The organism is Spirosoma aureum (genome assembly GCF_011604685.1).
GTDB lineage: Bacteria > Bacteroidota > Bacteroidia > Cytophagales > Spirosomataceae > Spirosoma > Spirosoma aureum.
On record NZ_CP050063.1, the window covers coordinates 5,907,768 to 5,922,216 of the forward strand.

General features: G+C 44.3%; 10 protein-coding genes. 2 read left to right on the plus strand and 8 right to left on the minus strand.

All coding sequences use genetic code 11. The annotated features are described in order from the left end of the window. Nucleotides 1–190: 190 nt before the first annotated feature. On the plus strand, nt 191–3,454 hold the full coding sequence (porU2, locus tag G8759_RS23525) for a putative type IX secretion system sortase PorU2 (protein ID WP_167213430.1): 3,264 nt from the start codon (nt 191–193) through the stop codon (nt 3,452–3,454). Here porU2 and G8759_RS23530 read toward each other — a convergent pair. Next, nucleotides 3,451–4,149: a hypothetical protein gene (locus G8759_RS23530; RefSeq protein ID WP_167213433.1), complete on the minus strand. Its 699-nt coding sequence runs from the start codon at nt 4,147–4,149 to the stop codon at nt 3,451–3,453. The two genes, porU2 and G8759_RS23530, sit on opposite strands and share 4 nt — an antisense overlap. 139 nt (nt 4,150–4,288) lie before the next feature. Here G8759_RS23530 and G8759_RS23535 point away from each other — a divergent pair, with 139 nt between their 5' ends. Beyond that, the gene (locus G8759_RS23535) at nt 4,289–6,283 is read left to right on the plus strand and encodes an asparagine synthetase B family protein (RefSeq protein ID WP_167213437.1); all 1,995 of its coding nucleotides are present in this window, start codon (nt 4,289–4,291) and stop codon (nt 6,281–6,283) included. Nucleotides 6,284–6,308: 25 nt separating this feature from the next. Here G8759_RS23535 and G8759_RS23540 read toward each other — a convergent pair whose 3' ends face one another. The 7 genes from G8759_RS23540 to G8759_RS23570 form a co-directional block, all read right to left on the minus strand. Then, entirely contained in the window at nt 6,309–7,481 is a 1,173-nt protein-coding gene (locus tag G8759_RS23540) for a nucleotidyltransferase family protein (protein ID WP_167213440.1), read from the minus strand. Next, nucleotides 7,482–8,402, minus strand: coding sequence for a phosphoenolpyruvate carboxykinase (ATP) (locus tag G8759_RS23545; RefSeq protein WP_167213443.1), 921 nt, complete (start codon nt 8,400–8,402; stop codon nt 7,482–7,484). It lies immediately after the preceding gene. After that, nucleotides 8,393–8,833, minus strand: a complete 441-nt coding sequence (locus G8759_RS23550) for a lasso peptide biosynthesis B2 protein (protein ID WP_167213447.1) — start codon at nt 8,831–8,833, stop codon at nt 8,393–8,395. Before G8759_RS23550 ends, G8759_RS23545 begins: the two co-directional genes overlap by 10 nt. After that, complete coding sequence (locus G8759_RS23555; protein ID WP_167213450.1) at nt 8,805–9,092, minus strand: PqqD family peptide modification chaperone; 288 nt, start codon at nt 9,090–9,092, stop codon at nt 8,805–8,807. The genes G8759_RS23550 and G8759_RS23555 overlap by 29 nt, the downstream gene beginning before the upstream one ends. Before the next feature lie 107 nt (nt 9,093–9,199). Next, complete coding sequence (locus tag G8759_RS23560) at nt 9,200–9,340, minus strand: hypothetical protein (RefSeq protein WP_167213453.1); 141 nt, start codon at nt 9,338–9,340, stop codon at nt 9,200–9,202. A 97-nt stretch (nt 9,341–9,437) separates the two neighbouring features. Next, the gene (locus tag G8759_RS23565) at nt 9,438–10,475 is read right to left on the minus strand and encodes a T9SS type A sorting domain-containing protein (RefSeq protein WP_167213456.1); all 1,038 of its coding nucleotides are present in this window, start codon (nt 10,473–10,475) and stop codon (nt 9,438–9,440) included. Between the two features lie 111 nt (nt 10,476–10,586). After that, a complete protein-coding gene (locus G8759_RS23570) occupies nt 10,587–14,171 on the minus strand; it encodes a beta strand repeat-containing protein (RefSeq protein ID WP_167213459.1) in 3,585 nt (1,194 codons plus the stop codon). Nucleotides 14,172–14,449 lie beyond the last annotated feature (278 nt).

The following is a 14,449-nucleotide window of genomic DNA, read 5'->3' on the forward strand; positions in this document are numbered from 1 at the left end:
TGGCGACTAACAGCAATCATTAAATTCAGGTGATCTCATTATCTTTGATGAAAACAAATTTGACCTGAATTCTACGTGTAGCTAGCTAGTCCTGCGGCAATTTCCTGCAAGATGTTTCCTTTTCACGGAAATGTATTGTGAGGAAATCCATAGCAACCCGATCTGAAGCGTCAACTAAGCTCAATTGTGTATGAAAAAAGGGGTACTTCTAGCTTATTTCTTCGTAAATGCGCTGGCTTTGTTCGCTCAGAATCCGTTTGGCAATGAATGGATCAGACCGGGCCAGAAGTACCTCAAGTTCACGATCAATAAAGCGGCTGTTTACCGCATCAGCTATCAGGACATCAAAACGGCAGATGCTTCCTTGCTGCAAACGAACCCAGCCAACTGGCAGTTGTTTTTCAGAGGCCAGGAAATGTCTATTCGCATTGTGGGTCAACAGGATGGTGTTTTCAACGAACAGGATTATGTTGAGTTCTACGGCGAAGGAAACGACGGCAGCCAGGACTCCTTATTATACAGGCCCCAAAAGCGTTTACACCCCTACCAAACGTTATATTCTGATGAGGCCGCTTATTTCCTGACCAGCAGCCCTACACAGGCAGGCAAACGCGTACCCGAACTCAGCAATTCAGCGCAGGGAATAACACCGGAACCATTTCATATCGAAGAAACCGTTCAGGCGTTCACCAGTGAGTATACATTTAACAATCTGAAAGGTCTCGAACCCGTTTTACAACACAGTTATTTCGAGCCAGGAGAAGGCTGGTCAGGGCCGCTGCTGACTATTGATTCCGTTGGTTTGGTTACCATGAAATTAACGGGTAGAGTATCCGCTAATTGGCCAGTTACGCTCGAAGGAATGGTAAACGGGCGAGACTATTCGACGCACAAAGTAAATGTTCAACTGGATGGGCCTACCCCAACGCCATTAGCGTCATTACTTCTCCCAGGGTTCGCTAGCCAGACCTTCCAGCAAACGATCAACCCGAATACGATTCTGAACGACCAGCTTACACTGCGTTTCAAAGCTGAAGTGTATGGCTTTATCGATCATTTTTCGATAACCTATGTAAAACTCACGTACCCGCAGTCCATTGCCATGGGAGGTCAGTTATCGAAAGTGTTTAACATACCCGCCAATCAGCGCCAGACTGCACTGTTAGCCTTAACCGATATTCCTTCGGCCTCGTTTGCCTATGACATTACCGATAAGGCGAACTGCCGTTACGTCGCAATCCAGGCAAGTGGTGGCCAACAACTCATTGTTGTCAGTGATGCTTCCCGAAAGCGTTCTGTGTTGGTTACCAACCAGGTAGCGAAACCACTGGCTATACGTGCAGTTCGTTTTCAAAGTACATTCTCCCAAACTGCCGATTACCTGATCGTTACCCACTCATCGCTTCGACAATCTGCCACGGCCTATGCCAATTACCGGTCTTCAGCTCAGGGCGGCAACTACAAACCATTTATCGTAGCGGCAGATTCCCTGTTCGATCAGTTTAATTATGGCGAAAAAGGGCCGCTGGCACTCCGTCGTTTCGCTGCGTTTATGCTGGCGAATGCGCCCGTAAAAAATCTTCTGCTGGTTGGTAAAGCGTGCAGTTATCCGTATTATGTAAAAACGGCGACCGATGATCTGGTGCCTACGATTGGCTACCCTGGCTCCGATATTCTGCTCACTGCGGGATTAAACGGCTTTCCGTTAAATTCTCCCGCCATTTCGACTGGCCGACTCAATGTTACGACAAACGACCAGGTACTGACTTATCTGGAGAAAGTTAAGCAATTGGAGAATGCTACGCCGAACGGGCTCTGGCGTAAACACATCATTCATATCAGTGGGGGGAAAAGTAAAGGCGAAGCGCAAAGCCTGCGCTCAACGATGAGTCAACTGGGCGATGTTTTCAAAAATGGGCAATTGGGAGGCCAGGTTAGCTCATTCAGTAAAAGCAATACTTACGAAGAAGTTGAGCCGATCAACATAGCTCCATTGGTAAATGATGGCGTTAGTCTGATCACGTTTTTTGGCCATGCCGGTCCAGCTATAACCGATATGAACTTCGGATTTGCCTCACCCTTGGAAAATGGATACCGGAATAAAAATTATCCGCTCATGATTTTTAATGGTTGCGGAGTAGGCGAAATTTTTTCCCGTTTCACCACCCTATCAACCGACTGGGTGCTGGCTCCCGAAAAAGGATCAGCCTTAGTGTTAGCCCACTCCTATTTAAGTTTTGAACAGCCAACAACCAAGTATCTAACTAAACTGTATAGCAGCTTATTTACGGACCCTTCTTCGCTGGGAATGCCTTTCGGGAAATTCCAGCAGCAATTAAATGTTGCCCTTGAGAAAGAAGGTATTGATCTTTATGATGAGTCTGTTTTGCTGGAGATGGTTTTACAGGGCGATCCGGCCCTTAGTCTGTATCCGTTGCCAAATCCTGACTTCGCGGTTGCTCAGAAAGGAATTTATATTCAGTCTTCGGTGGCCGGTAGTTCGATCAAAAGCAGCGATTCGATTCGGGTAGTCATTCCCCTGGTCAACTTAGGCAAATTTGTCGCCGGTCAGTCCATAGGTTTGTCTCTCAAAAAAACGACCGGTAACAATGCCACCAGTAGTACGGTTTATTTCAATTCATTTCGCTATCAGGATACGCTGTCGTACACGATTGCCAAAGATGAAACATTGAAGTCAATTGACATATTGATTGACCCCACGAATCAAATCACCGAATTAGATAAAGCCAACAACAAAGCCACACTGACTATTGACTGGGCACAGGCGGAAGTGAGCAGTAGCTATCCTGTCGATGCGCTGCCAGATGTAGTTAGCCCAACACTCAACGTCTTCATTAATGGAGCCGTCAAAGAAAATGGGGCTGTTGTCGACCCGAACCCTAAGATCGATGTCTATTTAATTGATGAAAATCCACTTTCTGCCAAAGACACGAGTGCGGTTGAGCTTTACCTGAAAGAATGTGCTACCTGTGCTCAGCAAAAGCTTTCCACTACGGCCTTTACGATTGCTTCGGTCTCGGCCAATCAATTACAGGTTCGAACAAACCTGTCGCTCAAAGCCGGGGGAGCGTATCAACTCATTGTGATTGGAAAAGATGCCAGTGGTAATCGTACACAGCCACCTTACATTCTGGACATGAAGGTGCTGGCCAGCGATGAGCCAATTACCTTGCAGACCTATCCAAACCCGGCTACATCATACGCCAAATTTGACCTGACGTTAAATGTGCAGGAGTTACCTACCGAGTCGCGCCTGATGATTTATAACCTCTTGGGAGCACTAATATACGATCATACGTTTCCCGTCGAAACGGGTAAAAATTCTATTTTGTGGCAGGGGACCACACCTGGGGTCTACCCCTACTCTTTGCAACTGATCTGGAAAGATGGTCGAACGCAGACGTTTTCGGGAAAAGTTTTGTGGCAGCATTAAGGCAGTCGATTGCTGGCAACTAGTTCCCATTTCTGTTTGGTCCCCGATTCGATAATCCCTTTTCCGACACAATCGGCTGAGGCTTGACAATAGACCAGCGAAACGTTTTCCCGATAAACCAGGCCAATATTCCGGGCATATACCCGACGATATTTTTCCAGATTCACAAGGGTCGAATCGTTGGCCCCTAGTACCGAAACTGTGTTTTCAAAGTTGAGTTTTCCGAGCGAAAATGAACGATACTGATCTTCATACCGAAGCAACGTATCCGGGTTGGAGTTGTACAGATTTGTGTTCCAGGAAGTGGTTGGGGCAATCGGGAAAACCAGCTTTACTACCGGCACATTATTATCCAGACTGACGGCTTGCGTAAGATTTTTATAGACCGTCCGAATAGTCGTAAGTTGCCAATCTGACTGTGCTGTTCGCTTAATGGATTCTTCCATCAGGAAAAATAACTGGCCGTTCTGATTATATGAACTACTAATTTTTTCCTGAACCTGATAAATGTGTTCTGTGACGGGATTGATGGATGAATAGGTATCCTGTGTCACCTGATAAATCCAGTAATCACCGATCTGGAGGGGAAAATAGGCAGAATCGTCGCTGGCTGGCCCTAATGATTCTCGCTGACAGCTTTCGCCTAGGCAAAAAATCAGTAAAACAAATACATACAGACTGCATTTTTTAAGCATGCTCAGGCGGCTTACTAGTTATTGAAATAGAATGGCATTATCACTTATTGTACCTTTGGCGGCTTGATAAACGGTGTTTAAGCCGAAGCGAAGATACGAAAGATAGTAGTTTATCAGAGTTCTCTGCAGAGTTTCAATTATGGGCGGAATCGCTGGAATAATCCGATTTGATAAGCAGGCCATAGAACTTGCTGACACAACCAATGTAATAAAATTATTGGGGCATCGGGGCAAAGTCACTAGTCAATCGATTGATCATGGGGTATTCTTAAATTTCGGCAACTCAATTGAGGTCAATCCAACAGCACCAATCTACGCAACTGCCGATGCCGACTTATTTTCCAATGTTACAACGAGTCATCCTTTCACGACGAATTACAGCAAGAGTGGTCCGGCTGGATTTGACGAACCCAATGCCGATTTTGCTGTAGCCTTATGGGATGTTCAAAAGCAGACCCTTTTCTGTGGGCGTGATGCATTAGGTGTAAAGCCACTGTATTATGTGTATCAACCGTCTTGTTTCATCGCTTTCGCATCAGAAATTAAGGCGTTATTAGCCCTTCGTGAGGTTATTATCAAGCCGAATGAACATAAATTCAGAGAGTACCTCACCTGGATTGCCGATTACGTTCCTTATTCAGAAGAGACATTCTACGAAAACATCTATAGTGTATTGCCCGGCCATTATCTGGAGGTAACTGCCCAGCGCAAACAAACACACGCCTACTGGACAATTAATCTGTCGAAGTATAAAGGACTTAGCCGACCGGAAGATTATTCAACCCTGTTCAGGGACTACTTCATAACTGCTATTGATAGCCGAGTCGAGGGCGAATCCAGTATCGGATCTCATTTGAGCGGTGGCCTGGATTCTTCGTCGGTAAGTTGCATGGCGCAGGCAATACTGACTCAGCAACATCGCTCTCCACTGCATACATTCAATATCGATACCGAGTTACCATCGGCCGACGAAAGCGAATACGTGCAGGCCGTGATTGATCAGTATCCAGTTCAGCATCATACCGTTCATCCCGTTGCGGATGTGCTGGAATCCGTACTGAAAATTAATACAATTTTTGACCGGCCTGAGCATTTTATTATTCCGTCCAGTTTTCACCTGAGTGTTTCGCTGGAAGCGCAGCAAGTGGGGTGTGCTATTCTCTTAACCGGTCACGACGGCGATAGCATCATCACAACCTGTTTTGATTTTCTCGATGAGTTGTTTGATGCTCAGGATTGGGAGAATCTGCTTTTAGCCTGCGAACAATTTATCGCTCCCGGCGACAGAAATCTGCGCTATGTTAGTGACGACTGGCCCCGACTCAACGATCAGACAAAATTTGAGAAGTTTATTCTGTACTTCATCGGCACCAAACTAAAAAAACAAGCTAAAGCTCAGTCTCTGAGTACGTTTTTCAACACGCTTCGCTCTCAAAAAAAATTCTTTGGCATATCTTCTACCGCTATCCTTGCTTATTGTTTCAAACGTATCAAGGACAAACTGGCTCATCAATCACTCATCAACAATGCCCTTAGCAACGAATTCAAGCAACGCGTTCCTCTTCGGTCACAACTATCGACGAAAGAACTAACAACAACTTTAGAAGCTGAATTGAATCAACCGATCCGTCAGATTCTAAATACGACCAATGTTATCTGTAATGAACAGTTGAATCACATTGGTGCTTATTACGGCCATCTATACTCATTCCCTTTTTTCGATAAGAATGTCATGGAAATAGGCCTGGCAACGCCATTGGGTGTAGGTTTCGACAATGGTCGTGGCCGCGGGTTGATCCGGAACGGGTTAAACGATGTGCTGCCACCAGCCATTGTATCGCGACTGTCCAAAGCCAATTTTGTCGAATATGGCAATCTTTCGGCGAAGCAACTCTACCAGTCTACTTACGATCAGTTTTCGTCTCCCAACCATCCGATCTGGGGAGTAATCGATCGCGGCATTTTTACGCAAATTGTTGATTTTGTTTTCAACCCAAAAATGCCGGTCGTTAAAAAGACCCGCTACAATTGGCTATTAAGTCGTATTATTTACCTGTCACTCTGGCTGGGATCGCTCCAAGACGCCAAATTGAATTCAGAAAAAGTTGATTTGTCCAATGAATTCGAATTGTAGTTCGCTTTTCGCTTGCCTGTATAGCTTAATGAGAAGCAGGTAGAAACTTATACATAGATCGTAATGCCCGGATGAATACGGTTAAAAACCCCAGTTCCTTCGGAATGTAAATTAGTTTTTTACCTATTTTAAATGTGCTTGCTCTAAATACCCGACTGGTAAGAAACGTTATGCAGATTTTCGCCTGAACCTTCAATCGAGTTTGAGCTTTTAGAAAAAAAATGAACTGATCAAGCACTTGTCTGCTCAAGGCAACGGGTTCGTTGGATTCCCAGTTTTTCTCATAACTATCAGCTAATTTATGAACACCAGGCGTATCGACTAACTGTTGAATCGATGTCTGTAGTGTCAAATTCCATATTTTCTGACACCAGTACAGGCCTACCAGAAATATCCGCTCCATACCATACCGGTGCATCTCCTGCATTAGCCACGCCCAGTCAATTGCTCTGTTGTTTAGTAAGAAGTAAAGATCATTGATATAGTAAAGTTGTTGCCAGATATTCGTTACGCCATGATGCGTCACTAACAAAACAACCTGAATCTCATTCTGAAACTCCTTGTGAGACAGAATGTAATTTAAATCAAACGAGGCAAAATCTTTATTGAAACACAGTATTTTCCAATGAAGATCTACATCAAAATAGCTATCATTATAGAATAGTTTAAAAAGACTAATTTCTGATAATTCGGTGAGCAGGCGCTGCTCTCCATCCTCGTAATACAATTTGTGTTTTTTATTTAACCGGTATTGATGCTTCTCTAATAGTTGCGTAGTTTTAAAAGCATCTGCTACGCTGACCAATACATCAAGATCCCCACTAATCCGAAAATTTCCATTTGGATAACAATGTTCGGCCAGATAAATGCCCTTATAGGCAATGTGAGCAATCGCATGATCAGTCAGTAATTTATCCAGAAGTCGATAATGATGGATCTTCAGCATGCCATCCGTTGTCGAAGCCTGATAACTGGCTCGCAGTGCTGCTAGAAATTTAGCAGGAATTTCCGGTAGCGATTGGATCGTATTGTACAAAAATGGCGTGAGCCGATGCCGCTCAGCCAGTGTATACAATCGATTCCAGTTAATTTTCGTTTGAGCCAGAAACGTATTGATTTGGTCTTTCTTTTCAATTGACGGCTCAATCGTACAGGCCATTTGCAGAAGCACTATTTCAGGAGTACGACCGGGCATCATTTACAATGTCGATTTAATGTACTCGACAAACTGATGTAGCTTTACAAAATCAGAAGGGCGACTCATTTTGTAAAGCGGGGTAGTGTTGGCGATCAGGATGCTTTTTTCAAAATAATCTTTCAGGCTATTGCCGGTTAGCAGCGAGTCTGGTAAAGGAAAATGATTGAGCAATTCAATTGGCAATTGGCTTTTTGATATGGGCTTTAGTGTATTCTCCGATTCGCTGGGGCTCTCCAATACAAAAATCTGCGCTAATGGGACTTCTTCCTGAGCAAACGAAACGGATTCATGCCAGGAGAATTTAGTTAATCCTTCACGAACTGGCGTTAAGTCTGTTCTATTCAGATTGAGTCCATTGACTGTATTCTCCCAAATTTTAATCTGAGAAAAAGCAGGAATAAGCATGGGGGTTTTCCCTTCCTGGAGCCGAATGCAAACCATATCATCACTGAGCACCGGCACGCCTTTTTGGGCAAAGGCCGCTACTGTTGTCGATTTACCTGCGCCAGGCTGCCCTAAAAATACGACTCCTTTATTAGTTAACTGAATGGCGCTTCCATGAAGCAAAAAATAACCCTTTTGAAACAGTATTAGCCCAATTGCCTCACTCAATGTAAACAGTGAAAGCAGGTCTTCATCAGTTTGATCAGTATCCAGAATCAACTCATTTCCGTTTATCGCCATAAACGACAGAAGAGGAGACCAATCTAGCCACAGACAACCTAAACCCGCCTGGGCAAACTGTGCATTTAAGCCACTACGATAAACTTTTGTAGGTTCCAACGGTGGGCTTTGAGGGATTCTGCCTCGTTTAATAACCAGATCGACCGCTGTTGGTTGTATTTCTTTAAGCTGAGAAAGCGCAATTTCAGAACCAATCGATAGCCCGTACGCCGTGTAATAATAGGTACTTAATTCCATTCTAAAATGGGCTGAAATACTTGAGTCTCCTGTTCACCAAGAATGACTTTATTTTTATAGACTACCCAGGCATGCGCTGAAAACGCCTGGCTAGTACTTTTATGCACGCCGATGCAAATGTGGACATCGGGGTATTTTTTCAAGAGCCATTTTGCGCTAAGTGCCTGCACCAGACACGTAAACCCCAATGGAATTCGATTACTCACAACGCCGATGGCCCAGACTGTGGCTACAAGATTCTCCTCAACTGGGGCAGAATTTGAGGGAATTGCATTGATCGACTTCTTGAAAAAGAAATTGAACGGAAAAATGAACAAAAGGCACTTATAAACAGCCAGTACAATAAAAGCCTTACCTAAAAGGAATTTTTTATACCAACTTAGCTCGATAAACCTAGTGAAACTAGTTAGTTGTTTCGATAAGTTTTTCATCTAAAAGTGATTCTAGAAACGAAGTTAATTCCTGCTCACAAACCGACTCTTCTACCTCAAATTCGTCAAGCACTTTCTCTTTAATTTCTTCAACAGAAATTACGTTTTGAGCGTCTAAAAGTGACCAGATAAATCCTCCTAATTCATTCAGTTCATAGTAATTACCAATTTCATAATTTAAAACAATGGTTTCATTACCTAGCACTGAAGAAGATTGACTTGGTACTCGCTGAAGTCGTGTATTGGGTGTCAAGGCCATAAAGTATATATACTAGACTGGAAATTAATAAAAATAGCTTGGTTCGTCAAATAAGAGACAAACCAAGCTACTCATGAACTAAAACGAGGGCCTAGACCTAGGCTCGCTTAGAAATGGCCTCCAAAACCATCCGTGTTAGAACCTGTCTTTAAGGTTAGTTTCTTAACATTGCCCAGCACTTTTAGCTTGGGGGTTTTATAGGCTTTTTTGCCGGAAGGACTTATCGAGTTTTTGATGTTCTTATTCATTATAATGAGATCTAAAGTCTTGAATGAGTTTTTTCTAAGAGTCATAACCACTCTCGGGTCGCTACTTGTGGATTGATTAGCCTCAAGGAAACTGAAACTACTCCACAACGATCCGGTGTTGGCGGGTTTGACCACGCTCTTCGACCGTTATAATGTAAATCCCTGCTGACAGATTGCTCGGTGATTTCAGCAGCAGATTACCCGACTCGATCCCTGATTTCTGCAACGATCGTACCCGACCATCGATACCCAGGAATTTAATAGTCGCTGTTTCAGGTTCATCTAAACTCAACTTAAAGACTTGATCTCTACTGATAGGATTGGGTGATACGCCATATTCTCCTTCACGCAACACAACTGAGACAGCCGGGAAGCTTGTGCTTTTCCCGCTCAGATCAATTTGCGTCAGCCGATAGTAGCTTGTACCCGAATAAGGCGTCTGATCAATGAGTTGATAATGTTTCTGGGCACTGCTGTTTGCAGCGACTTCACTCACCTCTCCTACGCGCTCAAACTGCTTGAGATCCTTACTGCGCTCTACTAAAAACCCTTTATTATTGGTTTCAAGCGAGGTGATCCAAGATACAGCCACCGTACGGTTTTCCTGTGCTTTTGCAGTGAAAGAAACCAGCGAAACAGGTAATGGGCCAGCAGTGACAATAATAGAGCCACTGGCATTATCATTACCAGGAACGTTGGTACCTACAGGAGGAAAGCTAGCTGCATTGATGCTTATGGGCGCACCAGCCGTTACAGTTAAGCCTACAACATTCAAGGTAAATAGATAATTGGCATTTCCTGGAACGGGGCCTAAGCTACTAACAATGGTAACCGTTGTTCCTGTTGCCGGGCTATACGTACCGATCGTAACACTCAGGTTGGCGGGAGCCGATGGCGAGAAGCTTGAACCGGTTACCCCAATGTTCGGGGGTAGATTGATGGTGTAAGTAGCATTGTTAGCCTGGGGGATAGCAGTGGAACTTCCATTACCAAAGTTTGCCTGTACAGTACCGGTGCCACTTGTCGAAATGGAGTTTGGCACTGAAGCGATTCCTCCTACAGAAGGATCCTGCGCATAACTGGCAGACCAACTTGCTGCACCCAATAGAAACGCCAGTAAAAGTTTTCTGGTCATGATTTAGAGCTTTTAGTTTAACAATTCAACAAACGTAATGACTTTATCTGTATTTGGGGGTTAAGATAGTGCCAAATACTTAAACAAAAGTACTTGGCACTACCTAAATGTTTATAAAGCGTTGATATTTCTGGCGTAAATATTATTTACCGGGTTACTATCGTAGGTTTTCGACGCATCATCGGTCACATTCGCCGTAATATTAGCTGTACCGTTCGAGTTAGCTACGGTTCGAGTGATAGTAAACCCAATGATCGAATTTCCCGGGCTGGCAGCAATAAATTGCCCAGGCTTAATCGTTAGCGTCAGTTGCAAACCATTATCAGAAGTGACTGCCCAATTAGTATTATTAACGGCAACGGTGCCACCTCCAGATACATCGATAGACGTTATACTGCTGTTAAAGGCCAGGGTATAGCCAAATGGAGCTGTAATCGTAAAGACTACATTGCCACTGGATGTCTGTTGTCCCACTAACTCATAGATTCCCACCGTAAAGTTTTTAACTTGATCGGCACCAGATGTCGTAAAGTTGTTCGAGGGTAAGTTAATGATTGGCGTTAAATCAGGTAACCCTGGGCCAACAAGTATGTGCAGTGTAGCACTTCCGCAAGTCGAAGCATTGTCACAGGCCGTGTATGTGTAAGTAACAGGTCCTGAAACGCCTGGAGCTGGCGTGAAGGTATAACTACCACTTGATGTCACAATCAGTGTACCGGATGAAGTTACTGTTGTTCCAGGGCTCGATACGGTCAGCGTATTTCCCAGGTCATTGGTGAGCACATTGCCTGTAGCCGTAGTACCAGTCGGCGTAGAGATGTAGTCATCATTGATCGATACAGTAGCAGGGCTGCCCGGTACGTTAACGGTAATGGTCACGGTGGCAGTTGCACACAAGTTTCCAGGAGTTTCGCAAACCTGATAGGTTACCACATCTGTACCATAGAAACCTGCAGTTGGTGTATAGACCAGTTTTCCAGTTCCATCTATGGTTGCAGTTCCATTTGCTGGTTGGGTTGGTATAGTTGGTAGCCCTAATGTACCCCCTGGATTACCTGCGCCATCGTTGGCTTTAATATTTACGGTAACGGCAGTTGGGTTAGTTGGCGCTCCTGTAGTAGAGGCAAAGTCAGGATTGGCTACAGGTGGATTGGTTGTTACCGTTGGGTCCAGAACTGTAATCGTCAGCGTTTGCGTTGCACAAGAGGTTCCTGATAAACCAGCGCCACAAACAGGAACATTGTAAACATAGACGCCAGGTGTTGTGCTGGTAAATGTATAGGTGCCATCGGAGTTAACCGTCAGACTTGGCGTTGATCCGCCAGGTTGGCTGGCTGGAGACGGTGCGGGGCCATAAGTGGTTCCGGCTGGCACAACGTCGTTGGTCTTGACGCTGCCCGTGGCCGGTACATTCTTATTGGTAACCGCGAAATCAGGATTTGTATTTAAAGCACAAACCAAACCACCACCCGACGATGTGCGTGTATCGGCAAAGGCCCCATATACATCCAGGCTACCACCCAGGGCCGACAATGCAGCTACACCTACCAGGGGCGAAACACTTAATTTAATTTCATCGAAAGGCTGGGTCGTAACAAAGCCTACATTGAAATAGTCGCTGGTTGCACCAAATAATGTTATCGATACATCAAGTAAGCTTCCTGCGCTCCGAGATTCTACGAGGGTTCCACTCTTATAGGTACTAACCGTTAACTGAGCAAACAAATCGAGGGCCAGAATACCGGAAACTTTCTTGACGATGAAACCGGCAGTCGTACCAGCAGGATACGTGTTAACCGCATCGAGTACAGCGATCGACGCTACCGTACCTACAGAAGCAGTCGTGTTGATTTTGGCAAAGTCCGATGTACTTGCCGAAACTACATTCCATGGATTCTCAACAGTCGTTGCCGCCGAAACGACGCCCGTAACTCCCGTGTTCGCGTTATCAATGACAACAGGGAACAATGGATTACTTAAACTATAGATTGTATTACATGCCAGTATATTGGCACACGTTTTCTCGAATACAGCATTATAAATAACAATCGATCCGAGGTCGGCAGCGACCAGATTGGCGAATGTAATCTTCACTTCATCATAAGGCACTTTGGCTACGACACCAATGTACTGACGGCTTCTGCCATTCAACAGTGGGCTACTGCCGGCACCTACTATTAGTCCATTAGTCGTGCTGGTTTGAACCGCAGTTCCATTGTTGAATAATGTAATGATGGCGGTACTTAAGACGTTAGCCGACAACAACGAATTCGTTTCAATATCAAATCCGGCAAAGCTATTGACCGGATAGGTTTGGAGGGCATTGGCCACTGCAAACGTTGCACTGGTCGATACCCCTGCAGTCAGTACGATCGTAGCCGAGTTTGTTGTTGAGACATCGACTACATTTTCCGAATTATTAATACTACAACCCACACAGGCTAATCCTATAATTCCCGTGTTAGCGCCATCGACATACACCGGGTGAGTTGGGCTGGTAAGCGGAGTTAGTGTATTTTTCGGAATTACATTATCGGCACAGTCTAGGCTGGGGCCATCGCAGAATTTCTGAACAACAACACCAAATATATTAAGCGTTGCCAACGATACGCCCGCTGCTTTAGTAACCGTTAATCGAACCTCATCAAAATCCTGTGTAGCTAAGAATCCAATGGTTCTTCTGCCTGTACCAGATAATAGAGAACTGTTAGTCGAAATAAGATTAGCCCCTGTAAAGGATTGTATAGCCGCGGTGGTGCCTGTCTTATAGGTAGAAATAGTTAGCCGATCGAGAACGCCTAAATCGACTAAAGCTGTACTGGAGATATCAAAGCCGACAAATGTACTCGACGTACTCGCAGGGTACGTAACAAATGCATTTTTCACACCAACTGATGCAGTCGTTGCGACTCCAGCAGTCAAAACAATGCTGGACGAATTGGTAGCATCCCCATCAATTATATTATCTGGGTCTGTAATGGTACAGGCAAGGCAGGCAACGTCAGTTGTAATTCCAGTGTGATCTGGATTAAGATAAACCGAATGGCCAGGTGCGGTCAATGAAGTCGGCGTATTGCACGCCAGAGCAGGTGATGTATTACAGAATTTTTCTATGACGGGTGCGTAGACACTTATGGTTGCCGCAAGTCCTCCAAAATCAATGCGAACTCTATCGAAACTACCTGTTGAAATTAAACCAACTCTTGTTTTGCCATTTAGAAGCCCAACTTCCGCCAGGTTCGTAAATGTCTTAGTTGTTACAGGTGTATTAGGAGTAGGGCTGGTACTTAAATAAGTACTGATTGTTGTAGTTGCTCCAATTTTAACGGTGCTGCTAATAATAAAGCCAGCAAAGCTACCTGCGGGATATACATTCGCTCCCGTAGCATTATGGTCTCTTACCTCTAGCCAGGCAGAAGTACCCAGCGCAGCTAAAAAGGTAGCTGCCGTTGAAAAAGAAGGATCATTATCGATCAGGTTTCCTTTATTGGCAAACTCATCAACAATAGCAAGCTGGCTCGAAGTTGCTGTAAGATTGGCAAACGTAGGGTTCGTTAGCGACGCGACCGTATTACATGGTGCGCTACTTAGCTGTGCCAGTGTCTTGGTCGATACTAACAGCGATAAACAGAGGAAGACCCATGTTAAGAGATTCAGATTAGATCTCCCACACATGTAGGTAGATAATTTTTTCATAAAAGCTGAATTAAAGGGTAAGTAGATTAAATGAACTAAAAAGGGAACTTTGTAAGGGGGGATTTTGAATGAGACCTATATTGAATAGGTCACGAGGGGCTGACGAAAAACAAGTTTTCATGACGTCAAATAAGATTAAACTGTGTGTATAGATTCTCGGCCATAATACAACAAATTATATGCCATACTAAACAATGGTAAAAATAGTACTCTTTTGTCTATATACATAGATCCCAAAAAAGCATTTACTATTTTTTATACATTATTAGCGCTTAAAA

Excerpts from the sequence above, each read along its gene's own strand:
- G8759_RS23565 (WP_167213456.1), bottom strand. The coding sequence starts at position 10,475 with ATGACCAGAAAACTTTTACTGGCGTTTCTATTGGGTGCAGCAAGTTGG.
- G8759_RS23535 (WP_167213437.1), top strand. The coding sequence starts at position 4,289 with ATGGGCGGAATCGCTGGAATAATCCGATTTGATAAGCAGGCCATAGAA.
- G8759_RS23540 (WP_167213440.1), bottom strand. The coding sequence starts at position 7,481 with ATGATGCCCGGTCGTACTCCTGAAATAGTGCTTCTGCAAATGGCCTGT.
- G8759_RS23555 (WP_167213450.1), bottom strand. The coding sequence starts at position 9,092 with ATGGCCTTGACACCCAATACACGACTTCAGCGAGTACCAAGTCAATCT.
- G8759_RS23550 (WP_167213447.1), bottom strand. The coding sequence starts at position 8,833 with ATGAAAAACTTATCGAAACAACTAACTAGTTTCACTAGGTTTATCGAG.
- G8759_RS23560 (WP_167213453.1), bottom strand. The coding sequence starts at position 9,340 with ATGAATAAGAACATCAAAAACTCGATAAGTCCTTCCGGCAAAAAAGCC.
- porU2 (WP_167213430.1), top strand. The coding sequence starts at position 191 with ATGAAAAAAGGGGTACTTCTAGCTTATTTCTTCGTAAATGCGCTGGCT.
- G8759_RS23570 (WP_167213459.1), bottom strand. The coding sequence starts at position 14,171 with ATGAAAAAATTATCTACCTACATGTGTGGGAGATCTAATCTGAATCTC.
- G8759_RS23530 (WP_167213433.1), bottom strand. The coding sequence starts at position 4,149 with ATGCTTAAAAAATGCAGTCTGTATGTATTTGTTTTACTGATTTTTTGC.
- G8759_RS23545 (WP_167213443.1), bottom strand. The coding sequence starts at position 8,402 with ATGGAATTAAGTACCTATTATTACACGGCGTACGGGCTATCGATTGGT.